We start from the raw sequence: 18067 nt of genomic DNA on the forward strand, positions 1-18067 counted from the left end.
CCACCTTACCGGATGATCTGAGGCAATTGATGCACTAAGTACTGCGCGGTACTGGGTCTCACGCCAGGCATGTGCAAGGGTAGGCAGCCTCTCCTAAACCTCGACAAGTACCGCTTAGACGCTAGTTCCTCGCGTCTGATCCAATATTGAGATGGACAAGGGGGTGCCGTGGCATCGCGAGAGACACTGGTCAAAGACTTCATGGAACGCATCAGCTCCCGCAACGCTGGGCAGCAGGAGTTCCTGCAAGCCGTCGAAGAGGTCGCCAATGACGTTTTGACCGTCGAAAAGGCAAACAGCGCCTACGCAGCGGCGCGTGTTCTGGAGCGGCTGACCGAGCCCGACCGGTTGATCTCTTTCCGGGTGGATTGGGAGGATGACAGTGGTGCGCTGCAGGTCAATCGCGGCTGGCGCGTGCAGATGTCAAACGCTATCGGCCCGTACAAAGGGGGCATCCGGTTTCATCCGACCGTCAGTCCGTCGGTGTTGAAGTTTCTGGCCTTCGAGCAGGTATTTAAGAACGCACTGACCGGCCTGCCGCTCGGCGGCGGCAAAGGCGGGGCGGACTTCGACCCAAGCGGCCGAAGCGACAGCGAAATCATGCGCTTCTGCCACGCCTTCATGGCGGAACTGGCTCATCATATCGGACCCGATCGCGACGTGCCAGCGGGCGACATTAATGTCGGAGCGCGCGAAATCGGCTTTCTATTCGGGGCCTACAAGCGGCACCACCGCGAGTTCACCGGCGCACTGACCGGCAAGGGTGATAGCTTCGGCGGCAGCGCCATGCGTGTCGAGGCCACGGGCTATGGGCTGATCTACTTTCTGCAAGCCATGTTGGCGGAAAAGTCTGAGGATGTTGCCGAGCAGCGAATTGCGATCTCTGGCATGGGAAACGTGGCACTTCATGCCGCAGAGAAGGCAATTGCTGAAGGAGGCACGGTCGTTTCGCTCTCACATTCGGCCGGAACGATCCTGGCAGAAGACGGCTTGAATGCGGAAGCGCTCGAATGGATACGGACTGCACGCTCGGAAGATCGAGATGTCGCCGACGCACCGGCGCGTCTTGGGCTTGTCTACAAGGCTGGAGAGAAGCCGTGGGGGATCGAAGCCAGTGTTGCTCTACCCTGTGCGACGCAAAATGAGCTTGAACAAAGCGATGCAAAGGCGGCCGTCGATGCGGGTTTGCGGTATCTTGCCGAAGGCGCCAACATGCCTCTGACCGGTTCAGCGGTCGCACATATTGAACAGGCCGGGGTCGTCTACGGGCCCGGAAAGGCGGCGAACGCGGGCGGTGTGGCAATCTCGGGTCTAGAGATGAGCCAGAACGCACACCGGCAATTTTCCTCGGCAGAAGAGGTCGATACTGCGTTGAAATCGATCATGCGCGAGATTCATGACCGCGCCGCCGACGAGGGGCGCAAGAGTGATCGGTTTAACTACCGCCGTGGTGCGAACATCGCCGGTTACCGGAAGGTCGCAGAGGCCATTTCCAGCTTCGGGATCGTGTGATGACTGGCGCGGAACTCTTCGTGGCCTGTCTCGAAGCGGCCGGAATTGAGGTGATCTATGGATTGCCGGGTGAAGAAAACACCGCGCTGATGCTGGCGCTCAAGACCTCGTCGATCCGGTTCGTGTTGACCCGGCATGAGCAGAGCGCGGCCTTCATGGCGTCAGTGTATGGTCGCATGACCGGGCGTCCGGCGGCTTGCCTTGCCACGCTTGGGCCTGGGGCAACAAACCTCGTCACCGGGGTTGCGGACGCCACGCTGGATTACGCGCCACTTCTCACGATCACGGGCCAGGGCAGCACGGACCGATTAGCCTTGTCGGAAAGTCATCAGGTAATTGACCTGACTGCTCTGTTCGCGCCGGTGACAAAGCATTCACAAACTCTGATGGATGCAAGTGAAATCCCCGGCGCCGTCGTTGAGGCCCTGCGCGTCGCAACCGCCCCGCGCCCCGGCGCGGTGCATCTGTCACTTCCGGAGGACGTCGCCGCGCAGGATGTCGAAGCACAGCCGCGTTCCGTTCCAACCCGCACACGGGTTATTTCGCACAGCGATGCAATCGCGAACGCGACCAGCCTTTTGTCGAACGCTGAAATGCCGATGATCGTGGCCGGTGCAGGGGTTGTCCGCACAGGTGCCGCACATCGTCTCGTCGACTTTGCAGAAGCGCATGATCTACCGCTGGCAACAACATTCATGGGCAACGGGATCGTGGCAGCGACGCATCCTCTGAGCCTTGGAACAATTGGACAGCCTTTCGAGGATCACGTTGATCGCGCCGTTCGGGCGGCTGACCTTGTCTTGGCCATCGGCTTCGACGCGATAGAGACATCGCCAGCCGGATTTTCTGGCGACGGGCGACCACGGGTTCTACATATCGCGGAAACAGCGGCAGCGGCGGATCTTGGCTGGGAGGTCGTCGCCGACGTCGCGGGTGACATCGATGCATCCCTCAGCGCCTTATCGAGCGCCTTGGGAGACCGCCAATGGGGGATCTTTGAAGAGGCGCGGAAGGCGCAAGAAAAGATCCGGAGCGAGCGCGCTCGACCTAGGCCGTCAGGCAGCTCAGCACAGCTTTTGCCGGAAGGCATCTTGGCGGTCGTCGAGGAACAACTGAGGGAGCAAGACACGGTCGTGTCCGGCGTCGGCACCCACAAGCTCAAGGTTGCCCGGTCGCTCGCGGCAAAGCGCCCCGGCCAGATCATCATCGCGAACGGTTCAGCAGGGATGGGAATAGCGCTTCCGGGCGCGATGGTGGCAGCGGATTTGCAGCAGCAGGGGCGTGCAATCGCCATTGTCGGGGACGGTGAATTCCTGATGAATGTGCAGGACATGGAGACCGCAGTGCGTCTGAAGTCTCCGCTGACCGTCTTGCTCTGGGAGGATGGCGGGTACGGCCTGATTGAGGAAAAGCAGGAAAGCGAAGCGGGGTCGCATACTGACCTTGCCTTCGGCAATCCCGACTGGGCCGATCTGTGCCGCGCCTTCAAATGGCGACACATTCCCGTCGAGACCTATGCTGATCTTGCTCCCGCGCTTCGATCGTGCCGGAAGAGTGACGGACCTGTGCTGATCACCCTGAAGGTCGACTACAGTGAAGGTTTGGGGCCGAATTTTGATGACAAAAGCTGATATGACCCGCGTTCAAAGTCTTCCGGTGCCGGAAACGGTCGACGGGTCCCCTCGGCGCGTCGGCGTAGAAATCGAACTGGGCAATCTCGCGGCCGCTGAGGTGGCAAGGAAAATCTGCACGATCTGCGGAGGGAGCGTCAGCGAGGATGGTCCCCACGACTACGCGGTGCGCGGTACGGTCTTCGGTGATCTCGAGGTGTATCTCGACACCCGATTTCGCAAAGACGCAGAAACATGGTTGCATAAAGCGGGGCTCGATCTTGCGCAACTGGTGGTTCCGGTGGAAGTTGTGACGCCGCCCATCCCACCCGAGATGCTGCCCCGGCTTGACGAAACGATCGCCATGTTGGCCGATCAAGGTGCGACAGGCACGTCCGGCGGTATTCTGTTAGGCTTCGGCGTACATCTGAACATCGAGATCGCAGAACATACTTCGGAGCATCTCGGTGGTGTTTTGACAAGTTTCGCCTTGCTGGAGGCGGCCCTGCGAGAGGTCATGCAAATCGACGCGTCCCGACGTCTCTTGCCGTTTACATCGCCCTATCCGCAGACTTTGGTCGATCGACTGGTGGCAGAGCGCGGCTGTAGTCTCGACGCGTTGACGGAGATTTACCTCGAAGAGAATCCTACGCGGAATACGTCGCTCGATATGCTACCCATCTTTGCGTATCTCGACCCCGACGCAGTCACGAACCGCATCGACGACACCGCCGTGTCGGCACGGCCAACGTTTCACTATCGCCTGCCCGATTGCCGCCTCGATGATGCGGGCTGGAGCGTCACAGCAGAATGGAACCGCTGGACGGTTATCGAACGAGCCGCCGATGAGGCAGTCCTTGCCGACCTGTGCGGTGCTTGGCTGGAATACCGGGCGGCGGGTCGTGCTGTGCGGGCCGATTGGGTCGAGACATGCCACACTGTTCTGGCGGCGCACGGATTGGAGATCCCGGTATGACGCGGCCGAACATCGGCGTAACCGTATCGCAGCGCAGCGGGTGGCGTATCTTTCCCCTAATGGCGTTCAACATCTGGCTAGCTGGTGGCAAGGCGCTGCGCTGGCAGACCGCATCGGCAATCGATCTTGACGCGGTTGACGGGGTCGTCATCGGCGGGGGCGACGACATTTCACCAATGCTCTATGGCGGCAAGATTTCCGCCCGGGCACGCCTGGATACTGACCGGGATGAGATGGAAAAACGCATCGTGCTCGAGGCCGCCGCGGCCAACATCCCGGTCTTGGGCATTTGCAGGGGGTCGCAGATGCTCAACGTGGCGCTTGGAGGCACGTTGCACCAAGACGCCTACAGCGCCTTTCCGTCGCGTTTCTACAAAACGATCCTTCCGCGCAAAGCTGTCGAGATCGACGAAGGCACCCGCTTGGGTCAGATCCTCCAGACTAGCACCCTAAGTGTAAACGCCCTTCATACGCAGGCCGTTGAAAAGCTGGGTGAGAATATCGGAGTGGCGGCCAGAGACGACGGCGGAATGGTACAGGCAATCGAGCGTATGGCAGACCCCTTCGCGATAGGGGTCCAATGGCATCCCGAACACCTGTTCTACCGCACGGGCCACCGCCGGCTTTTCAAGGCGCTCGTCCTTGCTGCGCAAGCGTACAGGGTGAACCGTCCGCAGGGTCGTACCGTGGACCTGGGGTTGCAGGACGAAGCGGCGCGGATCGGGCGCGACAATTCCGATCCAGCTGGAAAAGCCTGAAAGCGGGCTATGTTCTAAGTTCGAAAGACGGCAGAACCGGCCTGCCAAAACTGAAATGCGTTGGTACCGGACACAAAAGCGGAGGTTGATTTGCTCTTTTCCCTAAATGACTTGGTTGGCTTTTCTGCTAAAGCGAAGGACTTCGAGGCATCGGTCGTCGATGTCTTTCTGGAGCGCAACAGCTGGCAGGTCAGTCATCTGGTGCTGGACACCGGGGGAATTCTGGAGAACCGGCTTGCCGTCGTGCCTAGCAGCGCCATTTCGGACGTCTCCCCGGGCGAGCGGACGCTGCGCGTTGACCTGACAAAGGAAAAGGCCGAGGCGCAACAATTACTCGGTGGGGCGTCGCTCCTCGAGGACGGTGATTTGTCGGTGCTGCCCGAGCTCATTTTTGGAGCCGATGAAGAAACGGTCACCAAGGCGTTCTTTTCGACAATCGGCACGCAGGATCAGTACTTTTCGTTTGTTGCCGCAGCTTCTTCGAAGGCTGTGAACACATCCGAGACAATCGGCAGCGTGATCGGCTTTATTGTCGAAGCGGACACGATGACTGCAACCCACATCACCGTAGATACAGGCATAACCGTGCCAAAATCGCAGCACGTGCTGCCGGTATCACTGGTCGAGGAGGTCGGCAGCACTGACAGCGAAACCGTATTGGCGGTCGACAAGAAAAAGCTTGGTGAAAGCCCGGAGCTTGAACAATTTGACGGGCTGGACCGGCACTGGATTGACCGCGTCGCATCATACTACGGCCTAAGCTAAAGTCGCTATCAGCCGCATTACCAACCTCAGTCCTTCTCACGCTGCACTTCTGAAAGCTTCGTGCCTGTGAATACAGACGCGCCGCTCATGAGCGCGAGAAGGGCGAGCACGCCCTCAGGCCCTGCAACATCGGCAAGTAGGCCAAGCAACCCCCCGGCCAGCAAAAGAAGCCCAATCAGCGAATTCGACAAGGCCGTGTAGACCGCCTTTCGCCCGCCGGTGTCCATGTCCGTCAGATGTGTCTTCCGACCTGCGCGGGCGCCTTCGTAGGCGATCTGTGCCGCAAAGACGAAACCCGCCACGATCGGACCGCCGACAGCATCTGCCTCCGTCAGCCCCCAGACAGCGGCGGCCGCATAGCTCAGCGCGGCGAGGAGGCCCGCCAACATGAGGGTCTTACGACTTGATCGGTCCGACGACGCCCCCCCAGACGTAAGCGGAGACGATAGCGGCAATAGACGAGGCCAGGAGAAGCAGTCCAAGGTTTCCGAATTCTGCCCCACGGTCGCTACCGAGGAGCACGAGGAAGGGGGGTGCCAGGGCCGTTGAGATCAGGAGCGCCCGCGTCGCAATGTAGCTCCGAAGCTCGGCATCTTCCTGTAACGGGCGAACAAGGTCGCCGAGCGCGTCTTCCGATGCCTCTGCGCCCTTATCAACTCTCTCCTCAAGCGTGCTGAAGAGGCCGGCGGCAAACAGCCACAGAACACCGGCGACCGCGATGGCGCCAGCCACGTAGGAAGGCTCGCGCGGGAGCGTGCCGGTCGCCAGCAGGATCGCGAAGGCGAAGACCGCGATCGCTGAGATCGTACTCGCGGCTCCGGACACCCGGCCGCGCTGGCCCTTTTCGACCGTGCGCGCGAGCACGTCCTTGTAGCTGACCGAGCAGGCGGATCGGGCGACCGCCAGAACGGCGAGGCACCCCACGATCAACAGTGCCGCCGGCTGACCGGGAAGAAGAAGCGCAGAAGCGGCAATGCCGAAGGCGGCGAGGCCTTGCACTACAGACCCCGCGACCCAATAGTACTTGCGGATCGCCGAGTGCTCGACCCGCCGCGCGAGCAGAAGCTGCGGAAGCAGCGACCCCGCCTCGCGGACGGGGACCAGAAGGCCGATCAGGTAGCCTTGCGCTCCGATCGCGTTCATGAGCCAGGCAAGTACGAGCTTCGGATCAATGAGGCCGTCGGCCGTCTTGGTCGACGACAGCGACCCGATATGAATGAAGATATTCCGTTTCATGGCCCATTGACTCCGTGATCCGCGATCTGATTGCAACCGCGAAGCGCCGCGATCGAAGCAGGCGTCCGTCTGGTCGCTTGGCAAGCGGGCGTCGGGTTCGTTCAGCCGGGACGGGTGTCGGCACGGCCGGGGTCACGTGCGCCTACCCTACCTCCCGTTCCTCAGAGTTGGCCCCCGCTTTCGGAGCTGACTTCAGTACGGCGTAGTCAGACGCGCTCATGGACTCGCGTGCCCATGAGTCGGCGTCCGTGGCCATCTTCGACGCCGGATCGGCGAAGACGTTCGGGCGAATCGAGGCCAGCGCATGCAGAGCCTTCTGAAGCCTTAGCTGAACCTCGATGCAAGAGGCGCCGTCCCGGGCGATGGGCCGAAATGCATCAACGATCAGGTCCGCCGAACTGACCGGCGGCACGAATACGTTCAGGTACGCGATCTCCGAGGACGGATCGTCCCTCCAACGAGCGAGAATCCGCACAAGCCGCCCCAGAACGCTGATCGCGGTTCCGGGGTCGTTGACGGCTGGCGAAAGAGAGCGGGAGGCAATCTCTGACAAAACGATGAGGCCAAACCTCGGATCCTGATCGAAACTCCGCTCGGTGCCAATCGTGAAGGCCTCTCGGAGCTTCTCCAATGCGTCCTTGTCGCCGATCTCGCGCTCAATGTAGAGACATGGCTGTGCCTCGTGCACGAACGATCCCGGTAGCGCATCCAGCCAGACCTTGGCATTCAGATCTCCCGCGACCCTGTCGAGCGCTCCGACGTCGACATGGAGCACGTAGCCCGCCCCGGATGCACAGAGAGGAACGCAGGAGGTCGGAATTCCCGAAACAAGAGGCCGGGCGCACAGAAACGGATTGGCAAGCCGCGTTTCGAGCGAGCTTGCCGCCGCAGCCTCCACCCGATCGAGGGTATTTTCCATGCGTCCAAAGGTCATGAGGTGACTAATCCAGCGCAGGAGCGCCAGCACGACCAGCGCGATGACCCCGGCGGTGGCCGCGAATAAAACCACCCGGCCGGTACTGCTGAAGTAGCCGGCCTGAAGCGCGATAATTCCCACAAGGCTGAACAGAAATGCGCCGAGGAAAGTCGCAAGAACGTTCTGCGTGGTTGGATCCTGCTGAAGCAGAGCCGACGCACGGGGGGTGGCGGTGCTCGCAGCAGCCGAGAAGGCCGAGATCGCGATCCCCAGTGAGAATGTCGTTACAGCAAGCATCGAAGACGCGAGGATGTTGAGTACCTGATCGATCGACTCGACCCCGATACTCCCCGTCCATGACTGCGGTATCAGGGGCGCGACCAGCTGCGCGACGCCGACCGCCACCACTGCGAGCAGCGCCAGCGCCACAGCGCGAACCCAAACTTTGCGCAGTTGCCTCACGATTTGCCAAAGAAACTTCGACGTCAATTCAGGCCCTCGCTGAACCAATTAGGATTAAATTTCGCTTCGCCGATATTGATCGGCATCTGCTCCGACGTCTCGGGTCGTCGCAATCTAAACAGTAGGGCGTTTCCCGTCCAAGACCTGAATTCGACCGCGTCAGCACTGGGATCTCCCGATTTTGCAGGTTCTGTCCCCTACATTTCAAAAAGTGGGCAGATCAGTCATGCGCTCACAGAACGAGAGATCGCTTCGGAACCAAAGGGGCGGATCATCGGGCAAAAACGACCTTTTCTGCCAAAACAAGTCTAAGCGATCCGCGCTCGGCTGGAACTCGTGGTGTCAGATCTTGTCAAAGAAGAACGCGTACGCGAACGGATTTCCGTCATCCAAAACAAGACGAAGCGACCCGTTCAGTTCGAACTAACTCAAAACACACGCGAAACCGTCCTGAGCTGGATCAATGCGCCTGAGATGGTTGCGTGCCGATTCATGTTTCCAAGTCGGTTTCACGACCGCCCACACATATCAACGCGCCAGTACAAAGGTCGCGGAAATTTATCGAAAGACTGGTAACCTTCGCGCTGTCCAACTGCTGCTTGGTCGCAACAAGGTGCGATAGCACTGTTCGATACCTGGGCGTCGCACTCGAAGATGCTCTAGGAATTGCAGAGCGCATAGACATCTGGCCCGTCGTGGCGAGCGGCTCGGCCACTCGCCATTTTGATGCGGTTGTTCGTCTTTCGCGCGGTGGTCGTCGGTGCCGAGCCCGTGTTGACGTTCGACTTTCGGCCAGATTCGGACAAGCGCAGGTCCATCGACGGGCCGCCCCCGGTCTGTCGATTTGGTGTAGCTTGATGCTGTTACTGAGCGTCGCGATGCCCTTGCAACATCAAACTGCTCAGGAATGAGCGGTAGATGGACAACTTGCGGCCTGCCGATCGAGCGGCACGTCAAACTCTATACTGTTCGCGTCTGAGCCGCAGGCTCAAGCGGCTGCAAAAGCGCGTTTCTACTTAGACCTAAACACCGCTCGCGAACTGCTGCTTCGGTGACGCGCGCTGCATCGCAACGACAGGCCCGCCGCGAGTGCGAACGGATGCTGCGTCAGCGAGAGGCTGAAGTTCAAGTTCGGGCTTGTCTGCTTAGCGGTCACTAATGCCGAACACAGCGAATGACTCCATTGAGCTCTTATCGCCGTTCTACTGTTCTGCTTACCACGGATGGCGGATACTTATTGCGTTTTCAGAGCGAGACCTCCGCCTACCAGCGATTGACGTGGATCATAGCGATGTTGACGCTTGGCGAGTAGTTTGCAACGACTTGGGGTGGGAGCCTGTGTTATGCTTGACCGGCGAGAAATTGCAGTTCTTGTGATTGCACTGTTCTTTTGGTTGGCTGGGGCTATCGCAGCGTCCGCTGACGTCCCAATGTTCTTCTTCGTTGCAACACTCCGCATCTGGTACTGGTGGGCAATCCCGGCAGCAATCATTCTTGAGGCAATTGTTTTTCGGTTTGCCTTTAAAACCACTTGGCGAATTGCTTTCGGCATTTCGGTTGCTGCGAATTTGGCCAGTGGCGCTTTGGGCGTACCGCTTTACCCCGTTGTCGGGATGATGATGTATACCATTCTGGCACCTCTGGTAACTGGCATGTTCGGCTATGGAATGGTTGTCGAAGCAGCTGCGACGTTGATTGCCCTGGTTATGCTCGACACAGCAGTGGAACTCTTAGCATTGGTTCTGATGTATCGTGTTTTCCACGTGCGAGCCTCGATTTTGAACGCTTTGTGGGTCTTTTGTGCCAACTTTATCAGCACGGCTCTACTCGTGACCGTCATAACATCCGTGCCAAATCTGCCCGCGCTTGATGGCCAGCCAGAGTATTTGACGCAAGAGCAACTTGATCAAGTCGCGCTGCAATTTTCTGATGAACTACAACAAATGAACAGAATGGGTGCGGCGCTCTTTCAGGGCGAGCGGATTGACAAGCCAGAGTTGGATCCCAGTTGGCTCGCTGCTCAGCGCGAGGAAGCTTTATTACGGAACTTCCGCGATCTAGCTATCGTAATTTCAACCGGAGAAGATCGGGAAAATGTCGAGGCAACATTCCTAATCGGCGAAGCTCACGGCCGAAACCTAATGGCCTGGCAATTCGGTGAGCAAAACGACGCATACGGTTGCTATGAACTCGCGTGCTTCTCGCGGTCAGAGGATGAAAATGGCTCGACAATCTACTATACAGCAATGGGTTACTCTGCGTCTGGCTACTCTCTAAGTATAATTGCCACACTCATTGAACGGCCAACGAATTGAAGATGCATAGTACGGTTCATTTTAGTTGGACGTCGCGCAGAGCCCGATTTCGCGCCATCGGCTAACGGCAGAAAAGTCCAGAGCCTTCGCATTTTAAATTGGGTGGCGCCCATCCATGATTTGATCGTGCCGTAGGGGTCCCGACGGTCATGCTGCGTAGCTCCAATTTCCACAAAGCCCCGGACAAACCAAACCTCCGGTTCGTTTCAAGCAACCAGCGGTGCGGCGCGTCAAACCTGCAGTTCGCTGTGTGAGCGAATTTAGCGGTAAACTGAACCTACGCAGAGCTGACAATCCAGCTGCATAATGCAAGTTAGGCAGGGCGCTTTGAAGCGTCCTGCCCGGTGGCCCTCTTCCTACTCAGGAATGGTTGCTCCGGTAGCGGCCTCATACGCATTCGCCGCAAGCGATACGGCGTCGTGATCGCTGGTTCCGGGCAGGACCTCAAAGAGAGGATCGAAATCGACCATCTTCTGAGCAAGCTGCCCGAGGATCGAAACATCACCCTCGGCCTGGATTGTGCCATCGCCAATCAGGGCCTCGAACTCGGCTTCACCTATCATGACCCGTTCAAGATCCGCGCGGTTCACTACCAGCGTCAGATCCGGGTCATCGGCAAGGAAGCCCTCGATATTGGTCAGCGTCGCGTTGGCGAGTTCGAGAATGAACTTCTCGCCATTGTCGGGCGTGACGATGTTCACGGTAAATTCCAAACCCTCCGCCTGGCGACTGTCCATTCGGATACCAAGGAAGTTCAGAAACATTTCCGTCGACATTGCTCGGATCACGTCAGGCCCCGAAGTGCTCGCCCGCTCGCCCGCGGGAATGCCAGACCGAAGCTCATAGGCACCTGCAAGGAAGCTGTTGCGCAGGCCCGGGTTCTCCTGCTGGTACCCCAGTTGCTCGAATGCATCGGCAAGCGCGTCCTTGGCCTCTTGATTTCCTGGTTCGGCATGGACCAGTTTGTCGAGGATCTCGGTCGCCTGCCGATATTCACCCGCCTCATGCAGTTCCGCTGCTTTGGCGAGGATCGGGCCGGATCCACCCATCATTTCGACATAAAGCGGCGCGCTGTCGGCGGGGGTGTGGGGGATCAGTGTGGTCGGGTTGCAATCCCAAAATCCAAGGTAACGCTGGATCACACCGCGTGAGTTATGTTGCGGCGAACCGTGATAGCCTCGTGTGTGCCATGTCTGTTTGAGCCCCTCGGACGGCTCATAGACCTCGTGAATCTGATTGATCGTCACCCCTTGGTTCGCATAATGCAGCACCTGGTTGTTCATATGGGCATAGACGTCGCGTTGCGCGCGGAGCACCTCTTGAACGCGGTCGTTTCCCCAACGCGGCCAATGGTGGGAGGCGAAGAGCACCTCGGCTTCGGTGCCGAACAGGTACAGAGCGCGTGCGATGTACTTCGACCAGCGCAGCGGGTCGCGGACCGGCGCACCGCGCAATGTGTAGATATTGTGAAGCGAGGAAACGACGTTTTCAGCCATCCAAAGCGCCTTCATCTCGGGGATATAGGTATTCATCTCCGATGGCGCCTCGGTGTCAGGCGTGTTCTGGAAAACCATACGAACTCCGTCCACATCGAGGTATTCGATATCGGCTTCCACGATTTTCGACGGGGCAATCAGCCCAACTTCGCCCGCCGAGACACCCTGACCCAAGCCCTGGGTCACAAACCCATGCGGCGCGACGGGCAACACCTGACCGTATTGGAATGACAGCCGCCGGTTCATTGCATTACCAGCATAGACGTTCTCGGAGATGGTGAATTCCATAAAGTCGCGCGGGGCAATGATCTCGACCTTGCCGGCGCGCACATCCGCTTCATCGACAATCCCGCGCACGCCTCCCCAATGATCGGTATGGGAATGGGAATAGATCACGGCCGTGAGCGGCAATCCCTCACCCCGGTGTTCCTGAAAGAACTCCCACGCGGCACGGGCGACCTCGGCCGAGATCAGCGGATCGAAACAGATCCAGCCCGTTTCCCCCCGGACAAAGGAAATCTGCGAAAGATCGAAGCCGCGGACCTGATAGATTTGCCCCTCGAGCACCTCATAAAGCCCATAATCCTGATTTAGCCGCGCCTGGCGCAACATGGACGGATGGATGCTGTCCCATTCCCTGTCTTCGTTCAGGAAGTCGAAACGGGCCTTGTCCCAGGCGACATGTCCGGCATCCGCCATGATCTGTTTTTGCGGCATCTCAGCGATCAAGCCGCGGGCCTGCTCGTCGAAGTCTCGCGTATCTGAAAAGGGCAAAGTCTCGCGCGCTTCGGCGAGGATGCGTAGAGTATGCTCGGACGGCGCTTTGCCTTTGGGATGGAAATGTTCCGGCAAGGGCGCGGCCCCCTGTGCCCGGGCAAGACCGTCCTCTCCAAGCATGGCTGGTGCCACGGCAAACGCGGCTCCGAGTGCAGGTGCAGATTTGATGAAATCGCGACGTGTGGTCATTATTTCCTCCTCTCAAAATAAACGGGTCGCATCGATGCGTAGCCCTAAAGGCCTGATCAGACACGCCGCTCGGTCAATGCCCGAACCAGTCTATAGGCGCCCCTGTACCTGTCCACAGGAAAACAGCTGTCATTTCGCGACAATCAGAGGCCACCCTGAATCTTTCACGAGGTGTCGACTGCCTTCGACCGGAAATCTGTCGGAGTCACATTTTGCCATTTGCGGAATGCACGTGTGAAGTTTTCAGGCTCGGTGTAGCCAAGCTCCATCGCGATGGTTTTGACAGGGAGATCCGTCTCGGACAGGAACGCAATCGCACGTCTGCGCCGTGCATTTTCCAGCAAATCTTGATAGGTCAGGCCACGTTTCGCCAGCTTTCGCTGAAGCGTTCTTGGGCCTATGTCGATGACTTTCGCACAACCATCCAGATCGACCTCGCCATCCATCAGACGCAGGTCGATCACCTCAAGCAGGCCGTCGCATCGCTCCGCGTTCGTTCGATCTTGGCTGGTTTTGAGGTCAAGTGACAGGAGTGGGCGCGTAAAGGGGAGACCTGAGACCAGTCGCGCTTCGAGATCCGTCTTTCGAACAGCTACACCGAAATTCGGTCGGCCAAAAAGAATCTTCGCATCCACCAAGGCCTCCAGCCTGTCGATCTTGGCTGGCTGGTCGTAGTCGACCTCAACCCAGTCGGGCCGCCAGTTCGCGCCCAGAAAGCCGCGAAAGAAAACCAGGACCGTCTCAAAAAGATGATCAGTAAAATGCCGAACGGTTTCTACCTTCGCCAATCCGCTTTCATAACACCAGACGAGATGGTCCTTGTGTTCCGCCAAGTACATTCGGCTGCCGATTTCATGCGCGGGCAAGGTGGCGCACACACGTTTAAGCGCCTGACCCAGATTTGGGGCACAATAGGCAAAACCTGCCCACGGCCCATAGTGCTGCGCTGTCGTTCTGGCGCCAAGCTGCACTCCAAACTCGTCACACCCTACCGTCCGGCCAGCGGCTTCGATCACGCGGATCATTTTGGCCAGTGGAATCCGGCGATCCGGCGCGCAAAGAACACTGAGTGGAAGATCATGGCGCCGCAAGATCGTCCGCAGCGCCTTTGCGCTGGCCATCTCCTCGACCATTCGCGGGAAGTTCCCCCATCCCCTGATTGTCGTCATCGGCACCATGTGGTTAAATTTCTCTCGTCATCCGATGGTCTTATGTCCCGCGTGTTGCGCGTCCCGGGGTGGTTGAGATGAAAGGGAGCGGCGATTGTGATTGGTTCTCCGATTCCTTTAACGGATATCATAAATTCGTGCGAAAAGCAGCTTGCTGCGCGCGCGTATGCCCCTGTCTCAGCCGTCCCAAGCGTCGCGGCGTGCCGAGTGAGACCGATGTCGGGCTTTGATCTCGGAGCTGACTTGCGGCGACACAGAATTGTTCCCGATCCTGCCGCCTTTTGAATGTGGGTTACGAAATTGGCAACCAAACTGGTTCGCATCCGCGGAGAAAGCTCGCCTTCCGGCGGCCTGCACCATCTGTAAAGTTCGGTACAGATGCGCAAGTTCGTTCAAGAACGGCTGCTTTCGCTTCCCAAGGGCTGGACCTAGACACTCGCAGCGAAGGTCTGCTTCCCGCTGATCCTGTTGAAAAACATCGTGTTGCGAGCGCGGAAAGTGGTGTTCTGAACTGAAGACGAGCGCCTTTTTAGTCACGCTTTGCACGTGTGCTGCTGTGCAGGACAGATCTTAGTCAATATGCGGAGGTTTTGGGCGGTGGTGGTGAGGACGAATTCGTCACTTGCGCCGCATAGGCCACGTAATCGGAGGCGTCCGACGCCAAGGATGCGTTTGAGCTGGACGAAGAGCATCTCGACTTTCTTTCGGAGTTTCATCGAGAAGTCGTACTGCCTTGTCGTGGCAATGTCGCGGGCGACCTGTCACATTCATGTGCGGCCGTTAGCATGCAGCATCATGATTGGGCGACTCACAATGCGGCCGGAGCAGGGGGTAATCAAGTTCAGGATGATTCACGTGAACCTTGCGGGAACATGTCTGCACGGATTTTGCACGCGTATCAGGTGCAGTTCCTTAAATGTTCCCGGAAATTTGAAAAAACTCCCTATTTTTCTGGTGCGGTAAAAAACTGAAAAAAACGCCTTGTTTCTCTAGGTTCCGGCAAATATACGGATCAGCGGAGACGTGGCCGAGTGGTCGAAGGCGCTCCCCTGCTAAGGGAGTAGGCGGGAAACCGTCTCGAGGGTTCGAATCCCTTCGTCTCCGCCATCAACCTATTTGAGTGAATTATCATGGCATGTTCAACATGCCGTAAACTCAAATATAATCGGCACTTACTATTTTGTAGTATCATCTTGAGTTTGACTGAATTGTCTTTAGTATCTTTCGTTGAGTGGTATATTTTGTGGTATTTTCATGTCTGCGCTTGGCGGGAAGCTGACAAAGAAGCTGGTAGAGAATCTCGGCCCGGGTCGGCATGGTGACGGTTCTGGCCTGTATCTCGTTGTCGATCCATCGGGCGCACGGCGTTGGATCGTGCGCGTAACGGTCAAGGGGCAGAAGAACCGCAAGGGCGCACCGCTACGAACGGATTTTGGATTGGGCGGTGCTGATGTTGTCACTTTGAATCAGGCCCGCGAGAGGGCATTGGAATACAGGCGGATGGCGAAAGCCGGGTTAAACCCTCGGTTCAACGCCCAGCGTGAAATCCCGACCTTTGAGGAACTCAGCCGTCAGGTTCACATTGACCGCCTGCCAACATGGAAGAATGCCAAGCATGGCCAGCAATGGCTCAACACCTTGCGCGACTATGCGTTCCCCAAGATCGGTCGAATGCCCGTGGACAGCATCGATCAGCCCGAAGTGCTGATGTGCTTGTCCCCTATCTGGACCGAGAAACACGAAACCGCAAAGCGACTGTCTCAACGGATCAAGACAGTGCTCGACGTGGCAAAGTCCAAGGGCTTCCGCTCGGGAGAGAACCCGGTGACCGCGATCCGCGAAGGTAAGGTGCTGCCCACCGTCAAAGCCAAGGTGCAGCACCACGACGCGATGCCGTGGCAAGAGGTGCCTGCGTTTTATGCCGAGTTACGGACCCGCTCTGCCATGGCCGCCAAGGCGCTGCAGTTCACCATTCTGACTGCCTGCCGGACCTCAGAGGTGCTGGAGATGAAATGGCCCGAGGTCGATGTCGATGCGCGACTGTGGACCATACCTGCGGAGCGCATGAAAGGCGGACAGGTCCATCGTGTTCCTCTCACCAACGAAATGCTGGCCATTCTGGAGCCGCTGCGCGCGTTGGCCTCTGACTATGTGTTTGAGGGGCAAAAGCGGCATCAGCCCTTGTCGAACATGTCTATGTTGATGCTGCTGCGCCGAATGCGGCAGGATGGTGTCACGGTGCATGGATTCCGCAGCTCGTTTCGGGATTGGGCGGCGGAGGCTGCAGACGCACCACGCGAACTGGCAGAGGCGGCCTTAGCCCATCAGATTGGGTCGGACGTGGAACGGGCTTACGCGCGGTCAGATTTATTAGAGCGCCGACGCGAACTTATGCACAGTTGGTCAAGCTACTTATACAAGCGTGATGGCGCCGATGGCTAAAGTGGAGACAATACTGGCATTGAGATTCGTGTTGGCCGAGAAGGTTTACCCAATGCAACCCGAACTGGTTCGAAATGACACAAAGACTGCGCAACTAGTGCATCGTTACGTTCAGAAAGTTCAGTCTGAAACCCATGAATGGTGGCGAAAAAAGGCCACGGAAAGATCTAGGTTAGAAGACGAACTTTTGGATTCCAGATTTGCTTTAGAACCTTTGTTCAACATTTCCGAGGATACTTTGAGAAAGTACATTGCGGAGCTTTGGAAAATTGGAGAGTTCACCGGCGACCTCTGCTTTCGCAGTGTCAAGAGCAAAGAGTGATTTTTCCGTTTTGGAATAATGGGATGACTACTGTTCTCAGCTTCTAATTTTTGTGAATATTGGGTGCCATCGAAACTGATCCACGAGGATTTTAACGATGGCAAACGTCTTCAACGACGACCGGGTCTATTTCCCAGAAGACCCTGAAATGCAATTGCTGGGAAACCGCGAAAAGCTGGCTCAATGGCGCCACCGCATGTGCGGTCCGGCCTTCATCCGCATCGGTCGGCGGATCGCCTATCACGGCGCTGATCTAAACGCCTGGCTAGCGGCGCGGCGCACCGATCCCAACAACGAGGCTGCGTAATGAAAAACCCCAACTCCAGGCGCGGAGATGGGGCTTTTCCAGTGACATCAACTGCCACCCTAGCAAGTTCAGTTGATGCCACAGGATGCCCCGCGCCGACAAGACAAAACGAGCGCCGGTACTACTGGTCGCCCCTAAGCCAATCGGTCGAACGTGTGATCATTCGGCAAGGACGGATCGAGCATGGCTGATTTCTCCTACTCCACACCGCGCAACAAAATTCACAACAAGGGGCCTTTCACTGGCCCGCTTACCCGAACCGATCATCGGGAAACTGCTGAGAACTACCGGGGCGAGTTCTTTCGCCTCGGCATTTACCGGGTTGCCGTTTGCCGGGATTGCATCCAATGGCTGTTTCAGCGTCAGAGGCCCCAATTTCAGACCGGGGGAGCGGCCTGGGACACGCTCGGGTACTGTGTGTCCAAATCCGGTCTAACCCGGCTCGTCCGGGCTCATATCGGCTGTGACATTCCCGAACTGGATGCTTTGCCCGGACACTTCCAGCGGAGGTGTCGCGATGAGTAGGCGTCGATCTCCGAAGGGCAAACGGTCGGATGAGGGGCAATACATCCCTCTGCCCTACGCGATGATCAAATCTCCGGCGTGGCGGGCATTGTCCGGACCTGCAGTGAAGCTCTGGCTTGAGCTTCACACCCGCTACAACGGTGGCAACAACGGCAAGGTGTTTCTGTCGATGAACGAAGCGGCAGATATCCTCGGCTTGGGCAAGGCCACGGTTCAGCGCGCGTTCGAGGATCTGCAGCACAAAGGCTTCCTAGTGCTGGAGCAGGAAGGAAACTGGTATCACCGTCGCG

The 18067-nt window shown here is 58.0% G+C and carries 14 protein-coding genes, 1 tRNA gene and 3 pseudogenes; 11 read left to right on the plus strand and 7 right to left on the minus strand.

Annotation, left to right across the window (positions count from 1 at the left end; translation table 11 throughout):
• Positions 1 to 168 precede the first annotated feature (168 nt).
• The 5 genes from gdhA to AVO44_RS18125 are packed head-to-tail and all read left to right on the plus strand — an operon-like array spanning position 169 to position 5621.
• Positions 169 to 1512, plus strand: coding sequence for an NADP-specific glutamate dehydrogenase (gene gdhA, locus AVO44_RS18105; protein WP_082677544.1), 1344 nt, complete (start codon positions 169 to 171; stop codon positions 1510 to 1512).
• Positions 1512 to 3143, plus strand: a complete 1632-nt coding sequence (locus AVO44_RS18110) for an acetolactate synthase large subunit (RefSeq protein ID WP_068340173.1) — start codon at positions 1512 to 1514, stop codon at positions 3141 to 3143. The genes gdhA and AVO44_RS18110 overlap by 1 nt, the downstream gene beginning before the upstream one ends.
• A 1-nt stretch (position 3144) precedes the next feature.
• The gene (locus AVO44_RS18115) at positions 3145 to 4098 is read left to right on the plus strand and encodes an amidoligase family protein (RefSeq protein ID WP_169794874.1); all 954 of its coding nucleotides are present in this window, start codon (positions 3145 to 3147) and stop codon (positions 4096 to 4098) included.
• Positions 4095 to 4856 (plus strand): gamma-glutamyl-gamma-aminobutyrate hydrolase family protein, encoded by a 762-nt coding sequence (locus tag AVO44_RS18120; RefSeq protein WP_068340179.1) that lies wholly within the window; start codon positions 4095 to 4097, stop codon positions 4854 to 4856. The genes AVO44_RS18115 and AVO44_RS18120 overlap by 4 nt, the downstream gene beginning before the upstream one ends.
• 60 nt (positions 4857 to 4916) lie before the next feature.
• Positions 4917 to 5621: a hypothetical protein gene (locus AVO44_RS18125; protein ID WP_068340182.1), complete on the plus strand. Its 705-nt coding sequence runs from the start codon at positions 4917 to 4919 to the stop codon at positions 5619 to 5621.
• A 26-nt stretch (positions 5622 to 5647) separates the two neighbouring features.
• Here the strand turns inward: AVO44_RS18125 and AVO44_RS21635 are convergent, their stop codons facing one another.
• The 3 genes from AVO44_RS21635 to AVO44_RS18135 all read right to left on the minus strand — a co-directional run bounded on the left by AVO44_RS21635 (position 5648) and on the right by AVO44_RS18135 (position 8235).
• On the minus strand, positions 5648 to 6010 hold the full coding sequence (locus tag AVO44_RS21635) for a hypothetical protein (protein WP_233422020.1): 363 nt from the start codon (positions 6008 to 6010) through the stop codon (positions 5648 to 5650).
• A gap of 7 nt (positions 6011 to 6017) precedes the next feature.
• The gene (locus tag AVO44_RS18130; protein ID WP_233422021.1) at positions 6018 to 6857 is read right to left on the minus strand and encodes an MFS transporter; all 840 of its coding nucleotides are present in this window, start codon (positions 6855 to 6857) and stop codon (positions 6018 to 6020) included.
• Between the two features lie 142 nt (positions 6858 to 6999).
• Positions 7000 to 8235, minus strand: a complete 1236-nt coding sequence (locus tag AVO44_RS18135; protein ID WP_267885782.1) for a DUF2254 domain-containing protein — start codon at positions 8233 to 8235, stop codon at positions 7000 to 7002.
• 219 nt (positions 8236 to 8454) lie between these two features.
• On the opposite strand from AVO44_RS18135, the pseudogene AVO44_RS21640 reads away from it, so the two are divergent.
• Both AVO44_RS21640 and AVO44_RS18145 read left to right on the plus strand, forming a co-directional pair.
• Positions 8455 to 8921, plus strand: a pseudogene (locus tag AVO44_RS21640) (site-specific integrase); the annotation flags it as partial.
• A gap of 687 nt (positions 8922 to 9608) precedes the next feature.
• Complete coding sequence (locus AVO44_RS18145; protein ID WP_205626557.1) at positions 9609 to 10550, plus strand: hypothetical protein; 942 nt, start codon at positions 9609 to 9611, stop codon at positions 10548 to 10550.
• A 356-nt stretch (positions 10551 to 10906) separates the two neighbouring features.
• On the opposite strand, the gene AVO44_RS18150 is transcribed toward AVO44_RS18145, so the two are convergent.
• The 3 genes and pseudogenes from AVO44_RS18150 to AVO44_RS18160 all read right to left on the minus strand — a co-directional run.
• Positions 10907 to 13012 (minus strand): alkyl/aryl-sulfatase, encoded by a 2106-nt coding sequence (locus AVO44_RS18150; RefSeq protein ID WP_082677545.1) that lies wholly within the window; start codon positions 13010 to 13012, stop codon positions 10907 to 10909.
• A 164-nt stretch (positions 13013 to 13176) separates the two neighbouring features.
• On the minus strand, positions 13177 to 14181 hold the full coding sequence (locus tag AVO44_RS18155; protein ID WP_169794875.1) for an AraC family transcriptional regulator: 1005 nt from the start codon (positions 14179 to 14181) through the stop codon (positions 13177 to 13179).
• Between the two features lie 533 nt (positions 14182 to 14714).
• Positions 14715 to 14939: pseudogene (locus AVO44_RS18160) on the minus strand (transposase); the annotation flags it as partial.
• Positions 14940 to 15198: 259 nt separating this feature from the next.
• Between AVO44_RS18160 and AVO44_RS18165 the strand changes: the two are divergent.
• The 3 genes from AVO44_RS18165 (at position 15199) to AVO44_RS18180 (ending at position 17252) form a co-directional block, all read left to right on the plus strand.
• Positions 15199 to 15288 (plus strand) — tRNA-Ser (locus AVO44_RS18165).
• A gap of 147 nt (positions 15289 to 15435) precedes the next feature.
• The gene (locus AVO44_RS18170) at positions 15436 to 16623 is read left to right on the plus strand and encodes a tyrosine-type recombinase/integrase (RefSeq protein WP_068340192.1); all 1188 of its coding nucleotides are present in this window, start codon (positions 15436 to 15438) and stop codon (positions 16621 to 16623) included.
• A gap of 419 nt (positions 16624 to 17042) precedes the next feature.
• Entirely contained in the window at positions 17043 to 17252 is a 210-nt protein-coding gene (locus AVO44_RS18180; RefSeq protein WP_058272409.1) for a MerR family transcriptional regulator, read from the plus strand.
• A gap of 159 nt (positions 17253 to 17411) precedes the next feature.
• On the opposite strand, the gene AVO44_RS21360 is transcribed toward AVO44_RS18180, so the two are convergent.
• Positions 17412 to 17600: a hypothetical protein gene (locus AVO44_RS21360; RefSeq protein ID WP_169794876.1), complete on the minus strand. Its 189-nt coding sequence runs from the start codon at positions 17598 to 17600 to the stop codon at positions 17412 to 17414.
• A 169-nt stretch (positions 17601 to 17769) separates the two neighbouring features.
• Between AVO44_RS21360 and AVO44_RS18190 the strand changes: the two are divergent.
• Positions 17770 to 18067, plus strand: a pseudogene (locus AVO44_RS18190) (helix-turn-helix domain-containing protein); the annotation flags it as partial.

Source organism: Ruegeria profundi, assembly GCF_001507545.1.
Lineage (GTDB): Bacteria > Pseudomonadota > Alphaproteobacteria > Rhodobacterales > Rhodobacteraceae > Ruegeria > Ruegeria profundi.